Annotated in this window: 13 protein-coding genes; 7 read left to right on the top strand and 6 right to left on the bottom strand. The window is 53.9% G+C overall.

Annotated elements, in window-relative coordinates; genetic code table 11:
- Positions 1–186: 186 nt before the first annotated feature.
- On the top strand, positions 187–1275 hold the full coding sequence (locus H1D31_RS01665; protein WP_261255396.1) for a DUF3083 family protein: 1089 nt from the start codon (positions 187–189) through the stop codon (positions 1273–1275).
- A gap of 67 nt (positions 1276–1342) precedes the next feature.
- Here the strand turns inward: H1D31_RS01665 and H1D31_RS01670 are convergent, their stop codons facing one another.
- On the bottom strand, positions 1343–2263 hold the full coding sequence (locus tag H1D31_RS01670; protein WP_261255397.1) for a LytR/AlgR family response regulator transcription factor: 921 nt from the start codon (positions 2261–2263) through the stop codon (positions 1343–1345).
- 119 nt (positions 2264–2382) lie between these two features.
- On the opposite strand from H1D31_RS01670, the gene H1D31_RS01675 reads away from it, so the two are divergent.
- A complete protein-coding gene (locus tag H1D31_RS01675) occupies positions 2383–3648 on the top strand; it encodes an acyltransferase family protein (RefSeq protein WP_261255399.1) in 1266 nt (421 codons plus the stop codon).
- 95 nt (positions 3649–3743) lie between these two features.
- Here the strand turns inward: H1D31_RS01675 and H1D31_RS01680 are convergent, their stop codons facing one another.
- The 3 genes from H1D31_RS01680 to H1D31_RS01690 all read right to left on the bottom strand — a co-directional run bounded on the left by H1D31_RS01680 (position 3744) and on the right by H1D31_RS01690 (position 10074).
- Entirely contained in the window at positions 3744–7778 is a 4035-nt protein-coding gene (locus H1D31_RS01680; RefSeq protein ID WP_261255401.1) for an efflux RND transporter permease subunit, read from the bottom strand.
- Positions 7768–9609 carry an efflux RND transporter periplasmic adaptor subunit gene (locus tag H1D31_RS01685; protein WP_261255404.1) on the bottom strand — a complete coding sequence of 614 codons (1842 nt, stop codon included), beginning with the start codon at positions 9607–9609 and terminating at the stop codon, positions 7768–7770. Before H1D31_RS01685 ends, H1D31_RS01680 begins: the two co-directional genes overlap by 11 nt.
- Positions 9610–9684: 75 nt before the next feature.
- A complete protein-coding gene (locus H1D31_RS01690; protein WP_261255406.1) occupies positions 9685–10074 on the bottom strand; it encodes a hypothetical protein in 390 nt (129 codons plus the stop codon).
- 192 nt (positions 10075–10266) lie between these two features.
- Between H1D31_RS01690 and H1D31_RS01695 the strand changes: the two genes are divergently transcribed.
- The 4 genes from H1D31_RS01695 (at position 10267) to H1D31_RS01710 (ending at position 12291) form a co-directional block, all read left to right on the top strand.
- Positions 10267–10674 (top strand): hypothetical protein, encoded by a 408-nt coding sequence (locus tag H1D31_RS01695; RefSeq protein WP_261255410.1) that lies wholly within the window; start codon positions 10267–10269, stop codon positions 10672–10674.
- Positions 10675–10777: 103 nt separating this feature from the next.
- Positions 10778–11224: a copper resistance protein CopC gene (locus H1D31_RS01700; RefSeq protein WP_261255412.1), complete on the top strand. Its 447-nt coding sequence runs from the start codon at positions 10778–10780 to the stop codon at positions 11222–11224.
- A 2-nt stretch (positions 11225–11226) separates the two neighbouring features.
- Positions 11227–12084, top strand: a complete 858-nt coding sequence (locus tag H1D31_RS01705; protein ID WP_261255413.1) for a copper resistance D family protein — start codon at positions 11227–11229, stop codon at positions 12082–12084.
- Between the two features lie 9 nt (positions 12085–12093).
- Complete coding sequence (locus H1D31_RS01710; protein ID WP_008951086.1) at positions 12094–12291, top strand: hypothetical protein; 198 nt, start codon at positions 12094–12096, stop codon at positions 12289–12291.
- Between the two features lie 19 nt (positions 12292–12310).
- On the opposite strand, the gene H1D31_RS01715 is transcribed toward H1D31_RS01710, so the two are convergent.
- Positions 12311–14782 carry a heavy metal translocating P-type ATPase gene (locus H1D31_RS01715; RefSeq protein WP_261255416.1) on the bottom strand — a complete coding sequence of 824 codons (2472 nt, stop codon included), beginning with the start codon at positions 14780–14782 and terminating at the stop codon, positions 12311–12313.
- 188 nt (positions 14783–14970) lie between these two features.
- On the opposite strand from H1D31_RS01715, the gene zntR reads away from it, so the two are divergent.
- Positions 14971–15378 (top strand): Zn(2+)-responsive transcriptional regulator, encoded by a 408-nt coding sequence (zntR, locus tag H1D31_RS01720; protein WP_008951084.1) that lies wholly within the window; start codon positions 14971–14973, stop codon positions 15376–15378.
- On the opposite strand, the gene H1D31_RS01725 is transcribed toward zntR, so the two are convergent.
- Positions 15341–16936: an amidase gene (locus tag H1D31_RS01725; protein WP_261255420.1), complete on the bottom strand. Its 1596-nt coding sequence runs from the start codon at positions 16934–16936 to the stop codon at positions 15341–15343. The two genes, zntR and H1D31_RS01725, sit on opposite strands and share 38 nt — an antisense overlap.
- Positions 16937–17130 lie beyond the last annotated feature (194 nt).

The raw sequence follows: 17130 nt of genomic DNA on the forward strand, positions 1-17130 counted from the left end.
AAGGTAATAACTGCTTATTCTAGCAGAATTTTTTAAAAAACATCCTGCTATGCATATAAGGGCTATCACAGTCTCTGTATAAAAACCTGATAACACTCAAGGATTTAAATAATGTTAACCAGCTGGCACTCTTGCCAGCCTTTTTGCTACAATTGGCGCAATTTTAATCTGTACAGGAGTACGGTTATGCCCGTCAGTTCGCAACACAAGGTTTATTTGCCCGCGTCGGCCCGCGATAATCAATACCTGCTGGCTGAGTTTGTTTTGTCCGATGAGTTGGTAGCCCGCTACCCGGCAAGCAGTACAGACGCGCCCTACCTGGCGCTGTATCAAGCGCTAAGCCAAAAGCTGTTTGAATTGGCCGATCAGTTTGGCCTGCGCAATGTGCATCTGATTGCGAACGGAAAAACCCCGGTAGTGCGCTTCCACCAGGAAGCCTATGTGCTGCAAACCGCCGAGCAAATTCTGTTTTTCTATAACCCCAGCTACCATGAAGCCCAGCATAGCTTCTATGATGCCAAAGTGCGGGCACGGAAAATTAGCCTGTTGTTTCTGGCAACCGAGCAGCCACTGCGCTCTAATGCCGCAGCCTTTCATCAGCAGGTGACGACATTACTGACTGAGCTGCGTAACCGCCTGGCATTGGCAGAGCTGAAAATCAAAGTCCGTGATCACCAGCATCTGACCTATGATTTATTCGCCAAAGCCAAAGGCAGTAAAGAAAGTTACGGCTATAAACTGCGCTCTATCGATGCCCGTTATAAAGCCCGGCAAGCGGAACTGCCGGCCCATAGCGCCCTGACTTATGTGATTGTCAATTTACCGCTCAGCCGGCGGCTAAAAGAGCAGGTAAAGCTGGATCTGCACAGCAGCAGCCCCTATCTGCCACTATATCAGCATATCGCCGATCACTTTGTCTCGGCCTGTCAGCAAGAAAAACTGCAACATCTGGCCGTGCTGGCCAATGGTTTATTACCGCTGGTCCGCAATAGCCAGTTTGATAAAAGCAGCCAGGGCACAGAGTTGCAGATGATTGGTTTTGACCCCAGCGCCAAACAAGGCCAGTTGGTAAGCGATCTGCAGGGCGATAAGCTGGTAGAAATGATGCAGCTGATCATTTTCGCCACGCCAGACGACCAAACCGATATGGGTTATGGCCGCTTTATGAATGAAGTAGAAAGCGCGCTGCGTCGTTTTGCTAAAGCGGTAAATCTGCAACCAGAGCGCGATGATTTAACCGTGCGTTTCCATCAGCATATTAGTTATCATCAATAAACTTAAGCCGCGCCGGCTGTGTCCTTGCAGCAATCCTTGCAAGACAGACCGGCGCTATAGCGGCTCGCTATGGCTTAGTTTGCGTCCAGTCCACCGTCGCTTTAAACTGTTCTTTATAGCGGCGTGACAACGTCAACTGCTGACCCGTTTTCAATAAGATGCTGCCATCACCACTACTCTGATAGCCAATACTCTCTATATAACGCAGGTTAACAGCCAGACTGCGGTGTATCCGGCAAAAACCGGCCTGCTGCAGAGTTTCCAGGGTAGCTGCCAGCGTAGCGCGTAGCGGATAAATGCGTCCCTCGCTATGCAAATTTACATAGTTACCGTTAGCTTCCAGCCAGGCGATGTCTTCCACACGGATCAGGTATTCCTTATCCAGTTTCTTAACCAGAAAATAACCCGGTTGCTCGACCACACCACTTGTCGCCCCCTGGTGGCTGGGGTCGCCTGCAGCTTCGGCGCTGACGGCGGTCCCGACCACATAGGCTTCGCCCTGTAATCTGGCGTGAACAAAACGTGCCAGCTGAAAAGCGCAGAGAAAGACCAGATATGCCCACAGATCTTTGCGATATTCATAGATAAGCTCACGTCCGAGCGGCCCGAATTGATAGTCGCTACCCAACCAGCGGTATACCCAGCTACGCAGCGTTACCATAATGCCAACATGACTCAGTGAAAACACCACTGATGCCGCCAGGTGCAGCAGCAGTTGTCGGGCTGGCGCTTTAAATTGCAGCGGGTGCCGGCCAAACCACCAGAATAGTAGCGGGCTCAGTGACAAGGTACTCAGCACGCTGCTGTATTCCCACAGTATCGGTTGCCAAATTAACAAGGTGCTGTCCGGCTGGCGCTGCTCAGCCGTCCAGATTGAACTGACATTGACTGCGGCATTTAAGATCAAAAACAGCGCAAACAGCAAATAGCCGCTACGCACAGGATGGCGCTGCACGCATTGTACGAACCAGGAATTACCGCTTGTCATCTGTCGCCACCTGTTGTCCCTCAGAGCCACCGCTAAGCCAACCTGCTATAGCCGCAACCTATTATCGCCAGCATACTAGCACAAGATTCTGCCGTGAAATCAATTCAAAGGAGTTGTGAATGACCGATATTGTGCACGGAACCACCACAAGCCACCCCGAACGACGCTACGACCTGGATTGGCTAAGAGTGCTGGCGTTCGGACTCTTGATGCTATACCACCTGGGGATGTTATATGTTGCTTCCTGGGACTACCACTATAAGAGTCAGTACTTATCGTCATCGCTGGAGTATCTGATGCTGCTGTCCTCGCCGTGGCGGATGCTGCTGATCTGGCTGATTGCCGGCTTTGCCCTTGGTACTGTGCTAAAGCGTTTACCGGGGCTGCGGGCTTACCTGCAATTTGCCGGCAAGCGAACTGTGTTGCTGCTGTTGCCGCTAATGGTAGGGCTCTGGATTATAGTACCACCACAGCTCTATGCCGAAATGGTACAAAAAGACGGCCTCTCGCTGAGCTACTGGCAGTTTTATCTGGCGTTTTTTGAGCTGGATCATCCGCTATTTGCTAATTATCAACGGGGCGTTTGGCCACATGTTGATGTCAATCATCTGTGGTTTTTACGCTCCCTGTGGCGCTTTACCTTACTGGCCATGCTACTTGCGCCTTTATTGTATTTGCCTGGGCTAAATCGGCTACTGACGCGGTTATTTACGATGCCTATCGGTTGGTTTTTAGTGTGGGTGGGTGCCCTGTTGTTACTCTGTCGTTATCAATTCAGCGGTGACAGTATCCGGGATCTGCAGGGCTTGCTGTTTTTCCTGCTCGGCATGGCACTGGTTTCAGTACCCGGATTTTGGCAGCAACTTAACGCCTGCCGCCGTCCGTTAGGGTGGTTCTGTTTGCTGAATTATCTGCTGCTCTGTCTGTTGTATTTCCAGTTGCAGCAACCGGCGCAGTGGCCAGATTATCAGCAGCCAATGCGCTTTGCTCTCAGACTAAGCTTCTCGCTGCAAGGTGTAGCAGTGGTAGCCTGGTTACTGGCACTGGCGCAGCACTATCTGAACCGGCCGCACCGTTATCTGAATGTGGCTAACCGCGCGGTGTTTCCCTGTTATTTAGTGCATCAGACGTTATTAATCGTAGCGGCACTATGGCTGACGCCCCATGCCGTGGGCGCACTGGCCGAAGCGAGTCTGATCTTAGTGTTCACGGCAGCAGCCTCTGCTTTATTGGTCTGGCTGGGGTGGCGCTTACCCTGGTGTTCGGCACTGATCGGGCTTAACACCGGTTATCCGTTTAGTCAGCGCCAACGCTTTTGCGGCTATCTGCTTGGCGCCTTGCTGGTAAGCCCGCTGGCACTGAGGTTGTTGGCAAGCGCGATATAGCGCTGCGTTAAGGCAACTTAGCAAAAGCAGGGGCTGTAGCATCAAAGCCACCAGAGAGACACGGCTAGGATGCTACAACTGCTCCGGATTGCCTCTTAACGCAAGCGCCACTCCTCCCGGGCAGCATAGAGCACCGGCACCATAAAGACGCTCAGTAGCACAAACAGCATGCCGCCGAGTGTCGGTATTGCCATTGGGATCATCAGATCAGCACCGCGGCCAGTGGAGCTGAGTACCGGTAATAGCGCCAGTATCGTAGTAGCGGACGTCATTAAACAGGGGCGAATGCGTTTTAACGCCGCCTGCATCACCAGTTCCCGCACCTCGCTGCGACTTGCCGGTTTCAATGTCGCAAACTGCTGCTTCAGATAGGTTGCCATCACTACGCCATCATCCACCGCAATACCAAACAGCGCGAGGAAGCCTACCCAGACGGCAATACTCAGGTGGTAGCTCTGTAACTGGAACAGCTGGCGCATATTGATCTCAAACCAGTCGATGTTTAAAAACCATGGCTGCGCGAAAAGATCCAGTGCAATAAAGCCACCAGCCCAAGCCACCGCTATACTGCTAAAAATCATCAGCGCAGTCGTCACCTGCTGAAACTGCAAATACAGCAACATAAAAATCAGTACCAGCGACAGCGGGATCACCCACTGCAAAGTGTTACTGGCACGTTGCTGATGCTCAAAACTGCCGGCAAAACTATAACTGGCGCCGGCTGGTAGTTGCCAGTCACCCGAGGCAATGGCCTGTTGTAAATAGCCGGCAACCGCATCGACGACGTCAACCTCAGCCCAACCGCTTAAGCCACCAAAGGTCACATAGGCGGTTAAAAAAGTGTTTTCGGCGCGGATCATCTGTGGCCCGCGCTGATAACGAATTTCCGCTAGCTGTGTCAGCGGTACCGGATAGCCCGCTGGGGTATCAATCAGGATTTCAGAGAGTTGCTCCAGACTATCACGGCGCTCACGCATATACCGCACCGTGATACCATAGCGCTCGCGCCCCTCCACAGTGCGCCCCGCCTCCATTCCGCCTACTGCAGCGGCGAGATTTTGCTGCACCTGCTGCATACTCAAACCATAACGGGCAATGGCGGCCCTATCCGGGACTACCTCAAGATAGGGCTGGCCAACCACCCGCTCAGCACTGACCGAAGCAGACTGTACCCCGGGCGCCTGGCGTAGCAGTTGCTCCAGCTCTACCGCTAAGCCATCCAAGGTCTCAAGATCCGGCGCTGAGAGTTTCACCCCCATGGCCGCGCGCATGCCGGTTTGCAACATCAGTAAGCGGGTTTCTATCGGTTGTAACTTCGGCGCCGAGGTCACACCTGGTACCTGCGCTGCACGAACGATTTCCTGCCAGATATCGTCGGGCGATTGAATATGCTCGCGCCATTGCCGGTATGGCCGGCCCTTTGCATCTTCAATCAACTCGCCATTCGTATCGCGGATAAAGTCACCACTCTGGCTATCGACTTTAAAGTAACGCCGACGGCCGCGTTCGTCAGTTTTAAATTCGCTGTGATATTGGATCAGGGTTTCAATCATGCCAAGTGGCGCCGGATCCAAAGCCGTTTCTGCCCGGCCAATTTTACCCACAACTGAGCGTACCTCTGGGATCGCCGCAATGGCAGCGTCCTGTTGTTGCAAAATCGCCAGCGCTTCGCCAATAGAGGCATGCGGCATTAAGCTCGGCATCAGCAAAAAGGCGCCTTCATCCAGTGCCGGCATAAACTCCCGTCCCAATCCAGGATAACGATGGGTTAAATGCACCCAGCTCTCGCTATGCCTGATATGGTTAGCATCACCGCCCAGCCCGACATACAGTGCCGGTACCCAGCCCAGCGTCTGCTGCGCCCCCAGCCACACCGTCGCACCGTAGCCGATAATTAGCAACGGTAAACACAAAAACAGCACTTTAACGCGTAAAAATAGCGCGAGCAGGAAGGGGTAACTCCATAAAAACAGCAGAAAGCCGCCCAGCACCAACAGCAGCAGCAAGCTAACAAAACTCCAGTTGGCAAACTGGCCGGCCATAGGCCCAAGCGGCAACCAAACCTGGCTTAGAATACTGACCGCCGCCACTAACACTGCCAGGATTAGTAATTTGTGGCCAAGCGACCACAGCCAGGGCGTCCTTAGCTGTGCCAGAGGCTGGCGCAATCTAAGTATGCGCTGCGCCAGGGCTGGTTGCTGGTGTTGTAAATGGGACCAAAGCCGATGTCCCAGGTGGGAATGAGCAAGTAGCACCAGTCCATAGAACAGGGTCGCCCAGCCAAGCAAGCTGTAACCTGACCAGACAAAGATGATAATAAGCGCCAGCAATAACCACCAACGCCGGCTACTCAATAACCAGCGCTGCCAGTGGCTGCTTAATTCGCTGCGGCGCCATTTAAATAATAAACACAGAATGACTGGCAATACGGTTAACGCCAGTAACGCTGCAGCAAGCAAGACGAAGGTTTTAGTATAAGCCAGCGGGCCAAACAACTTTCCTTCGGCACCGGTCATGGTAAACACCGGTAAAAAGCTAATGACGGTGGTACTGATGGCGGTAAGAATAGCCGGCCCCACTTCGGCACCTGCTTTTTTAACCAATGCTATACTGCTAAGGTCTGGCTCCTGTTGACGTTGGCGTAACAGGTTCTCACTGACGATAATTCCCATATCGACGATGGTCCCTATCGCAATGGCGATCCCGGCCAGAGCCACGATATTGGCATCTACTGCCAGCCACTTCATCGTAATAAAACTCAGCAGTACCGCCAACGGCAGCATCAGACTTACGGCAAGCGCAGCGCGAAAATGTAACAGTAATGCCAACACTACGACTATGGTCACCAATAATTGCTGCGTTAACGCATCCTGCAGGGTGCCAAGAGTTTCATCAATCAGTTCGCTGCGATCGTAAAATGGTACAACCGTCAGCTGACTTAGGGTTAACCAAGCAGGCCAAGCATCGCCAGGAGTGGTTCTAAGGTAATTGAGCCAGGCTTGCTGGCTGGCGCTATCCCGTCCTTGCCAGGCAGGTAGTTGTTGCAATGCAGCAAAGGATGCCACTTCAGATGCACTCACTTGCTGCCAATCGATCACCGCTTTCGCTGGCAAACCACGGCTAACTTCGTCTAAACGACGCTTGACATTCTCAATGGCCCGGCGCGGGTTATAACCCTCGCGTACCGTTACCACCCCACCCACAGCTTCGGCACCGTTCACATCTAATGCGCCGCGCCGCGCTGCCGGACCAAGCTGCACTCTGGCCACATCACTGACCCGGATCGGCGTGTTGTCCGCTGCCAGTCTTACCACCGCCTGCTCGATATCGGCCAGGGTTTTAATATAACCTACGCCGCGGATCAGATACTCGGCGCCGTTAATTTCGCGACTGCCGGCACTGACATCCAGATTTGACGCCATCACAGCATCACTCACATCCGCCAAACTGACCTGAAAAATACGTAACAGGTCCGGGTTTACTTCCACCTGATATTCACGGACATAACCACCGATAGAGGCAACCTCACTGATCCCCTCAGCCGCCAGTAAGCCGGTACTCAGATACCAATCCTGCACCGTGCGCAGCTCATCGAGATCCCAGCCACCGGTCGTTCTACCGGTAGGATCACGGCCCTCAAGAGTATATAAATACACCTGCCCCAGCGCCGTGGCATCAGGTCCGAGCGTCGGCTGCACCCCATCCGGCAGGGTACCCGGAGCTAAGCTGGCCAGTTTTTCGAGTAAACGGGTACGGGACCAGTAAAACTCGGTATTATCGTCAAAGATCACCGCAATGCTGGAAAAACCAAACATTGACACCGAGCGCACATCTTTAACTCCCGGCACCCCCATTAGAGCGACGCTAAGCGGATAGGTAAGTTGATCCTGCACGTCCTGCGGTGAACGGCCTGGCCAGTCAGTAAAAACAATTTGCTGGTTTTCACCCAAATTTGGAATAGCATCCACCGCTACTGGCTCAAGCGGCATACCGGTTTTCCAACCAAAGGGGGCGTAGGCAACACCTGCCAGTAACAGCAATGCTGCCAACAACATCACCAAGAGTTTTTGCGCTAAACAGGTGGCTAATAATCGCTCAAACCAAGGACGCACCGGCATGTCAGTGTTCATGCGTCTCTCCTGATGCGAATTGTTGCTCAACCTCGCCACAACGCAGCATCATGGCACCAAAATAGGGATTCAGAATATTTTGCTGTGGCTGTAACCAGGCAGCACCGTCGCCATTGCGCGCCATTGGGCAAAACGCCCGATACCAACCCGGTGCAATCACACCCAATTCAGCCAGACGCAACAAACCTAAGTTATGCTGGTAAAACTGTGCTCTGGCGTCAGCTAAGCTGGTCACATCGTCGATCTCATCGCGGCCATGCTGCAGTGCAACGACAATCCGTGGAAAATTCGCCGGCCAGTTGATTTGCGCAACTAACTGTTGAAAACGAGCGGTTCCAGCTTGCCACTCACTGAGGTTATCTTCGGTTAATGCCAGATAGAGTTGCTGATAGGCCGCCAGTAAGCTTTGGTGTTCGGTGTCGGTTAGACGAAAATCGACTTGTGGCGCCTTGTCAGTGACTGGCTTTATCACCGGAGTCTGATCCTTCTTGTCCGAGGCCACGGCATGCCGGTGTCCGGCGTGCGGATCTGCACCGCCACCAGGCGACATCATGCTGGGCAAGCCACGGATCTGTAGCTCACTATCCAATCTGAACGCACCTTTACTAACCACCAACTCATGTTCGTTTAAGCCAGCCAATACTTCGTAATGGTCACCAAAACGTCGTCCCAAAGTCACTTCACGCCCGGCATAGGTAGGTCTTTCGTCGTCTAATTTCACATATACCAGCGCCCGCTCACCGGTTAATAGCACCGCCGAAACCGGAATTAACAATGCCTCAGTCTGTTCAGTGCTGAGGGTGGCGTTGGCCAGCATACCAGGCTTTAACCTGGCATCCCGATTGGGCAGTACCGCCCTCAGCCGGGCCGTACGCCGGTAGCTGTCGACCTCCGGCTCTATCAGTTGCACTTTGGCTTCCAGCGTTTCACCGGGCAACGCCAGCAGCGTAACCTGCAGTGTCTGTCCCGGCCGGATATCGCCTAACTGATGTTCGAACACCTCAAGCTCCAGCCACAGCGTCTCAAGTCCCAGCACCGTAAATAATGGCTGACCGGTGCTAACATAGGCCCCACTATTAACCATGCGCTCCATCACTCGACCAGAAACGGGTGCAGAAATGGTCACCGTATCCTGCAGGGTTTCCCGTTGCAGGATCTGCTCAATCTGAGCCGCCGGCACCCCGAGCAAACGCAAGCGGCGGCGGGCAGCATCCAATGTACTGGCGGCAGGTAAACCTGCGCCACGGCCAGCAGACAACTGCTTGGCTTGCAGTAACTCCTGCTGGATCACGATAAGCTCAGGATTAAAAATTTCGACCATAGGGTCACCTTCGCGAACATCCACTGCCGTGGTCGCCAGATAAAGCTGCTCAATACGCCCGGAAGTCCAGGCACTGATGGTTTTAAGTCGACTCTGATCAGCCGCCAAACGCCCCACCAGTGACAGGCTAGCCGAGGCTTTCTGCCTCAGAACCGGTGTTAACTCCGGTTGCAATAACGCATTGGCCCGAGGGCTTAACCGGATCACAGCATCATCTCCTTCTGGCAAGGGATCATCATCCTGCTCAACCGGAATTAAACTCATACCACAGATGGGGCAGCGATCGTTTGGATTTTCAGAACGAAAATGCGGATGCATCGAGCAAGTATAGAGTGTGGTTGCTTGTGGGCTGAGCGCGGCAAGTGCACCTTGCTGTGCCACTGCCGACGCCTGCGGCTTAGCATGTTGATGCTGCTCAGAAGCATGTTGATGTGGCATAGCCATCAGGTTGTAACTAATTAGCACACACCAGCCAAACAGCATCTTGCTATAAGATTGAGAACGAAACATAAAATTATCCTGCCGGGTAAATACAAATAACACTACACGCCAATGCATGCAGCCCAATCTGAATCACTGCAGGTGTTAAATTAATAAGGCAGATTTTTGAATATAAAGCGGGGTCGTTCGGGGATAAGGCGGACTGACTACCTGAGATAAACTCTGCTGCCCGGCAACAAGGCCAGGCTGCACTAACTCAATGATAGCATAGGGCCACAGCAATGCTGCCGGCAACTCAGGCGTTACCGTTTGTACCGCCTCTAACGCACAGCCACTGCATAAATCATGCAGTAGCTGCGGTTCTTGCGTTAACTGCCCGGTTACGACACCATGGCAAGGTGGCTCGTGCTGCAGCTCTGCACTATGATTCGCTGCAAATAGCTGACCACAGAACAGCAAACACCAGGACAAGGCAAGGCTAACCATCATCGGGATGGCCCAGATTTTTTGCCGTTGTACAAAAGTGCTGAGCATCTGCAGTTACCAGAGTTGAGATGCGCTTAATTTACGCTTTTGCCTTGTAATTGTCAAAATTGTTAAGGCAAGTAGATCAAAACACAGGCCAGATTAAGTGGCAGAATGCAGCCGACACCACAGGGCAGAATATTTGCCTGCAGAGGGAAAGTCCGCTAAAGTTTATACCGAATTTAATGCTTGGGTGCCCTAATGCGCTGTACCGCTCTGCTGATGATTGCTGCCTTGCTGCTAAAAAGTGTGGCTGGTTTTGCTATGACAGGTTGTCATCTCGGGCACCAACCTGCAGAGTCAGCCAGCGAGCAGGTTGATAGCCATGCCCAGGCCAGTGATAACAGCTCAGCTCAGTTAGCCAGTGCAGAACCTTTAAACAGCACAGTGGAATTACCTCGTCAAGCCGATGTATCTCAGCCTGAGGCCGCCGCCAAAGCGACGACTTCCATCTGTAGTCTGTGCGCAAGTTGCTGTGTCACCGCTACGCCGACTTTCGAGCAGAGTTCGCCTCAAGCTACCCAGGTAACGGATCCCATCCCTAGCCTGGATTTTATTGATTTAAGCGTTTTGTTAAGCCGCGCCACCCAACCTCCCAAAACCTGCTGATAGATTTGGCTTTAATCCCAGTTTAGCTAGGCTGTCTTGGTCCAAACCAGGGCATGCTGTTGTACCCCATACAAAACCAACTAAATTTTTGAAGGAAATGATGATGAAAACTTTAGCTAGCCTGATGGCAGCCCTGTTCTTCTTTGCTCTGCAAAGCAACGCAGCTTTGGCCCATACCCCACTAATGTTCTCCATTCCGGCAAAGGACGCCGTGCTTACAAAATCCCCTAAAGTGGTGATGCTGCACTTTGGTGATCCGGTACGGATGTTATCGCTGGAGCTTACCTTGGATGAAGAGGCCATTGAATTTGGCTTTCGCCGCAATACCGAAGCCACCGATCATATTGAGTTTACACTGCCGGCACTGAAGGCTGGCAGCTATCAGTTTTCCTGGGCTGCCATAGGCGCTGACGGCCACAGGGTCAGCGGTGTCATTGCCTTTAGTATTGATCCAAACGTAACAGAATCATCCCCTGGCAAGCAACCTGAGGCGGGAGAGCACCAGCACCATCACGCGAGACTGCTGACATTGCAGTCACAGGGCATTTAATCATGTACTGGGAGCAAGGGGCTGCCGCAAGCCGGATCCTACTTTATCTGTGCACGGCCATCACGCTGGGGCTGGTGCTCTGCAACTGGCTGGCACAGCGGCACCGGCTTAGCGCACCGCTAAGCCGGCCTGGTCAGGCACTGGTGTTTGGCCTGGGTGCTTTTAGCGTGCTAAACAGCTTTCTGCTGCAGGTAGGAATTATGGCCATGACTGACATTGGAGGCATGTTTGATTGGGAACTGATGCAATTTCTGTGGCCGGACGCTGCAGGAAGAACGCTACGTCTCCAATTACCCGCCTTTGGCTTGCTTTTGCTTAGCCTGTTGCTTTTAAAGTTTAAATACCTGCCAATTCTGCTGCAAAGCCTGGCATTGCTGTTACTGATGCTCGGTTTCTTGCAAGGCGGACACCTGCTGCGCCTTGGTCTGCCAGGGCAGTTGCTGCTGCTAACACATCTGTTGGCTGTTGGCCTATGGGTAGGCTCCCTGCCACTGCTTTGGCGGCTTTGCCGCCATAGTCCAACCGCAAGGCTGCACGCGTTACTGCACCAGTTTGGTCAGATCATGATCGGGGTTTTGCTGCTAATACTGCTGAGCGGCGTCAGCATGCTGTGGCTGCTGTTATCCGCGCCAGAGCAACTTTGGAGCACCAGCTATGGCCAACTGTTGCTTGCTAAAATACTGCTGGTTATTGGCTTGCTGAGTTTAGGAGCCTTGAATAAACTCAGGCTGGTACCCGCACTGCAACAACATTCAGATCCAAGGCGGTTGCAAATGGCTATCGTCGCAGAAATGCTGCTCGCCACGGCTATTTTTGTCATCACCGCAGTGGTGACAGTGATCGTGGGCTGGTCCGGTTAGGAGGCTAAGATGAGTATTGAAATGCTGCTGACACATCTGGTGCTGGGCCTTTATAGCCTGGCACTGACCGCGGGGATCTATGTCCACCATCAGTTAAAAACTCAGGGCCATGCTATGCAGCATCTGGCCCTGGTGTTGCTATTGCTGATTGAGGCGGCAGGTTTAGTCTGTATCTTTTACCACCTGTTAAAACCGCTGTTGCGATAACGCTGGAAAAGGCATTTAGCTACCGAAAGCGCTGCAGCCGCAAAGCATTACTCAGTACAAAGATACTGCTTAATGCCATAGCGCCTGCCGCCAGTCCCGGTGCCAGCAAGGTGCCGGTGAACGGGTACAGCACACCGGCTGCCACTGGGATCAGCAGCACATTGTAGGCAAAGGCCCAAAACAGGTTTTGCCGGATATTGCGCATCACAGCGGCACTTAACTGCAGTGCCTGCGATACGCTTCCTACATCACTGCGCTGCAACACCACGTCGGCCGCTTCTATCGCCACATCGGTGCCGGTACCAATAGCAATGCCGACATCGGCGGCGGCCAGCGCCGGCGCATCATTAATACCATCACCAACAAAGGCCACCTTGCCATACTGCTGCTTTAGCTGCTCCACTAATTGCTGCTTACCCTCGGGTAATACCCCCGCCCGCACTTCGCTAATCCCTAACTGTTTTGCTACTGCCTTTGCCGTTGGCAGCTGATCACCGGTCACCATCACCACCGTTAAGCCGGCTTGCTGCAAGGCTTGCACCGCAGCCTGACTTTCCGGTCGCAGTTGATCGGCCAGCGCTATCATCGCCAGCAACCGCTCAGTATCCGCTAAGAAAATTACCGTTTTGCCAGCTGCCGTTAACTGTTGTAGCTGCTGTTGCTGGCTGGCATTCGGCAGTTCCGCTGCCGGGAACTGTGCCGGCAGCTGCTCAGCCAGCAGCCGCAGATTGCCCAGATAATAACGTTTACCGTCAACCAAAGCTGTAACGCCCTGACCATTAATGGCCTGAAACTCCGTCGTTGCCGCAAAGGGCAACTGCTGCGCCTGAGCGGCAGCGACCAGCGCCTGCGCCAGCGGATGCTCGGCAAACTGCTCTAAGGCGGCCACGATAGCTAACACCTGCTGTGCGGTTAAATCGGCCGTCGCAACGATATCAGTCAGCGCCAGCTTACCCTGGGTCAGGGTACCGGTTTTATCAAAGGCCACCAGCCTGACTTGCTGCAATTGCTGTAAGGCCGCGCCCTGGCGAAACAGTACCCCCAACTCAGCCGCGCGGCCGGTACCGACCATAATCGACACCGGTGTGGCTAACCCCATGGCACAGGGGCAGGCAATAATCAGCACCGCCACCGCATTCACCAGTGCCTGCGTTAAGGCCTGCTCACCGCCCAGCCACAACCAGAGCAGCGCCGTTAGCAGCGCGATCCCCAGTACCACCGGTACAAATACCGCGGTAACCTTATCGACCAGCGCCTGAATGGGCAGCCGGCTACTCTGTGCCTGCTGCACCAGGCGGACAATTTGTGCCAGCACCGTCTGCTCGCCAACGGCCTTAGCTTCACAGAGCAGCGCACCAGCAGTACCATTAAGCGTACCGCCGGTGACCACAGTGCCCGCCTGCTTTGCCACCGGCTGCGGCTCGCCGGTGAGCATCGACTCATCGACCCAGGATTCACCGCTGATCACCCGAGCATCAGCAGCAATCCGCTCACCCGGACGCACTAAAAACTGCATGCCGACCTTGAGGTCCGCCAGCGGCAGATCCTGATAGTTATCATTCACCCGCACTCTGACCTGACTGACTTTTAAGCCCAGTAACTTGCGAATAGCGGCACCGGTGCGGCCCCGGGCCCGCCCTTCCAGATAACGCCCAAGCAGGATCAGGGTAATAATCACCGCTGCCGATTCAAAATACAGATGGCGACTAACCTGGGGGATCAGCTCGGGGGCAAAGGTCACCAGCGTCGAAAAACTCCAGGCGGCCAGGGTACCCAATGCCACTAAGGAATTCATATCCGGACTGCGGCGCCACAAGTTTGGCAAACCAATGCGGAAAAAATCCCGTCCCGGCCAGGCCAGCAACAAAGTGGTCAGCGTAAATTGCAATAAGGCGGAGTGCTCCGGCAGTAATACCCGCTGTAACAGCGCGGCAAAAGCCGGTAGCAGATGCCCGCCCATCTCCAGCACAAACACCGGCAGTGTTAAGGCCAGCGCCAGCCAAAACTGACGCTTTAAGCGACGTTGAGCCGCCTGTTGCTCCTGCTCGGGATCGGCGTGCTGCTCATCCACGACCTTAACCTGATAGCCCAGCCGCTGCACCGTTGCCAGTAACTCGCTGGTCTGTGCCAACCCACTGATGCGGCTAAGCTGTAGCTGACTATTGACCAGTTGCACCTGCGCCGATAATACGCCGGGGATCTGCCGTAAGGCCTGCTCAATTTTGCTGACACAGGACGCGCAATGCATACCGCTGATACTAAACAGTAAAGCTTCGGTACGGGTCGGATAACCAGCCTGTTCCAGCGCACTCACAACCTGGGGCAGTACTGTCGCTGCCTCCAGACTTAACTCGGCGTTGCCACTGGCCAGATTAACATTGGCTTGCTGCACGCCCGGTACAGCACTAAGTGCCGTTGTCGCGCGGCGCACACAGCCGGCACAGGTCAGTTTGGTAACAGGTATCAGCACCTTCAGGTTCGCTGCAGACATGGCAAGTACTCCATCAGATAGTTCAGTCAGCGCATTGTGCAATCTGGAGTAACTCCAGAGTCAAGCAGTATTAACACGCTTTTTTCGGACTTGACTCTGGAGCTGACTCCAGACTTATGCTTAAACTGTCGGGGCGGTAGTGACAGACCGCCTTCGCAGCAATAATTTTAGCAACTTAGGTATCCGGTATGAAAATTGGCGCACTGGCTCAGCAATTTGACGTCACGGTAGATACGATTCGTTTTTACGAAAAACAGGGCTTACTGGCAACAGCTCCACGCTCTGGCGCCGGCTATCGCCAGTACGGCACAGGCGATGTGCAACGCTTGAGTTTTATCCTGCGTGCTAAGGCTATTGGCTTTAGCTTACAGCAGATCCGCGAGCTGCTGGCCATTGAAGATAACAAAAGTGCCTGGGTCTGTGCTGATGTTAAAGACAAGGTCGCGTTAAAAATTCAGGAAATAGAGCAACAGCGTGCCGAGCTGCAACGGCTGCAACAGGCACTGCAGCAATTACACAATGCCTGTTGTGGTGGCACAGTCAGTGCCAACGCGTGCTCTATTCTGGCTGCGTTGGCTCAGGCTGAGCCGGTGTAGCTTGTGCATTATCCGCTGGCAGCGCCGGGATAAACCCCGGCCGCCGATATGCAGCCAGCTGCTGCTCTAGCAAGGCGGCGATGCGGATTAACTCCGGCTCGGACCAGGGTAAACCGACCAGGCTAATGCCGAGCGGCAACACCCCGCTATAGCCGCCGGGTAAGGTAATAGACGGATAACCGGCTACCGCAGCTGCCGTCGAGGTGCCAAAATTAAACTGATCGCCGTTGATATGATCAATAGGCCAGGCCGGACCATAGGAGGGCAAAATAATCGCCGAGAAACCCTGCTGCAGATACTGGTTAAGTGCGGCCTCAGCCAGAGCGCGGCTTTGTGCCAGCGCTGCAATATAGTCGGCTTCAGCAGCAACCAGATCGATCGCCGCCGCCTGCTCCAGATATTCCTGACCAAAAAACGCCAGCGCCCGCTCGCCCTGCGCGCGGTTAAACGCAACGATCTTTTGCAGCGTATTGACCTGCTCTGGCACCTGATAGTCAGTTAGCCACTGCTGTAGATCGCGGGCATATTCGTACAGCAACACGCTAAACTCGGCCTGATATAATTCAGACGGTAACTGCCATTCCGCCGTTTCCACCACCTCAAAACCGGCCGCCGCTAATGCCTGAGCGGTATTATCCAGCATCGATACCACGGCAGGCTCGCGCTCGTCGTAAGCGCGCACCAGCAGGACCTTGCCGGCATTCGCCGGCTGCAGTGCCGCTGCTGTCAGCGAAGCCGGAATGGCTTCACGGGCGGCCGGCGTCAGCATGGCCTCCAATAACAAGGCCGCATCATAGATTCGGCGTGCCATAGGGCCGGCAATATCCTGGGCGCTGGCAATCGGAATAATACCCTCGCCGGACACGGCCCCCCGGGTGGGTTTAATACCGACGATACCATTAATGGCAGAGGGGCAAATAATAGAACCATCCGTTTCAGTACCTACTGCCAACAACCCAAAATCCGCGGCAATAGCCGCACCGGCACCGGAGCTGGAACCACAGGGCGTATGACTGAGCAGATGCGGATTACGGGTTTGCCCACCCAGGGCGGACCAACCGCTGGCCGAGTTTTCACCGCGAAAATTCGCCCATTCGGATAAATTGGTTTTTGCCAAAATCACAGCACCGGCCTCCCGTAACTGCCGCACCAATTCCGCATCCTGTGAGGTTAAATGCCCCTGTAATGCCAGGGCCCCTGCAGTAGTAGGCAATTGATCTGCGGTAGCGATATTGGCTTTTAACAGCACCGGCAAACCATGCAGCGCCGAACGGACCCGACCAGCCGCCCGCTCTTTATCTAATTGCTGCGCCTGCGTCAGGGCGTCCGGGTTAATATCGGTAATAGCATGTAGTTGATAGCCTTGCTGATTATGCTCGGCAATCCGTGCCAGATAAAACTGCACTAACTGTTCGCTGCTGATCTCATTACTGGCTAACGCCTGCTGCGCCGATCGGGCATCCAGCCATTGTAAGTCACGCCCCGGCGCGGCTTCCGGTAACGGCGCTGGCCGACAGCCCAGTAATAACAGTGTTAAACCTATTCCCAGTAAACGCATATAGCCTCATTTTCTGTTATGGCAATGGCTTTAGCTTACTGCCAGGCGCGCCCGATTGCAGGGCCTTTTACCGCAGCCCCCTGCAGCTGGTCGCAACGGAGCAATGGAACTTCTAAAGCATTGTCTGACCAAAGTGATGAAAGCTAAGGCATTATCCTCTAAACTATATTGCTAAGCCTGCCTGTAAACCAATA

This window comes from Alishewanella sp. BS5-314 (genome assembly GCF_025377695.1).
Classification (GTDB): Bacteria; Pseudomonadota; Gammaproteobacteria; order Enterobacterales; family Alteromonadaceae; genus Alishewanella; species Alishewanella aestuarii.

Coding starts and splice junctions, on each gene's coding strand:
- H1D31_RS01715 (WP_261255416.1), bottom strand. CDS start 14,782: ATGTCTGCAGCGAACCTGAAGGTGCTGATACCTGTTACCAAACTGACC.
- H1D31_RS01665 (WP_261255396.1), top strand. CDS start 187: ATGCCCGTCAGTTCGCAACACAAGGTTTATTTGCCCGCGTCGGCCCGC.
- H1D31_RS01725 (WP_261255420.1), bottom strand. CDS start 16,936: ATGCGTTTACTGGGAATAGGTTTAACACTGTTATTACTGGGCTGTCGG.
- zntR (WP_008951084.1), top strand. CDS start 14,971: ATGAAAATTGGCGCACTGGCTCAGCAATTTGACGTCACGGTAGATACG.
- H1D31_RS01675 (WP_261255399.1), top strand. CDS start 2,383: ATGACCGATATTGTGCACGGAACCACCACAAGCCACCCCGAACGACGC.
- H1D31_RS01710 (WP_008951086.1), top strand. CDS start 12,094: ATGAGTATTGAAATGCTGCTGACACATCTGGTGCTGGGCCTTTATAGC.
- H1D31_RS01680 (WP_261255401.1), bottom strand. CDS start 7,778: ATGAACACTGACATGCCGGTGCGTCCTTGGTTTGAGCGATTATTAGCC.
- H1D31_RS01695 (WP_261255410.1), top strand. CDS start 10,267: ATGCGCTGTACCGCTCTGCTGATGATTGCTGCCTTGCTGCTAAAAAGT.
- H1D31_RS01685 (WP_261255404.1), bottom strand. CDS start 9,609: ATGTTTCGTTCTCAATCTTATAGCAAGATGCTGTTTGGCTGGTGTGTG.
- H1D31_RS01700 (WP_261255412.1), top strand. CDS start 10,778: ATGAAAACTTTAGCTAGCCTGATGGCAGCCCTGTTCTTCTTTGCTCTG.
- H1D31_RS01670 (WP_261255397.1), bottom strand. CDS start 2,263: ATGACAAGCGGTAATTCCTGGTTCGTACAATGCGTGCAGCGCCATCCT.
- H1D31_RS01690 (WP_261255406.1), bottom strand. CDS start 10,074: ATGCTCAGCACTTTTGTACAACGGCAAAAAATCTGGGCCATCCCGATG.
- H1D31_RS01705 (WP_261255413.1), top strand. CDS start 11,227: ATGTACTGGGAGCAAGGGGCTGCCGCAAGCCGGATCCTACTTTATCTG.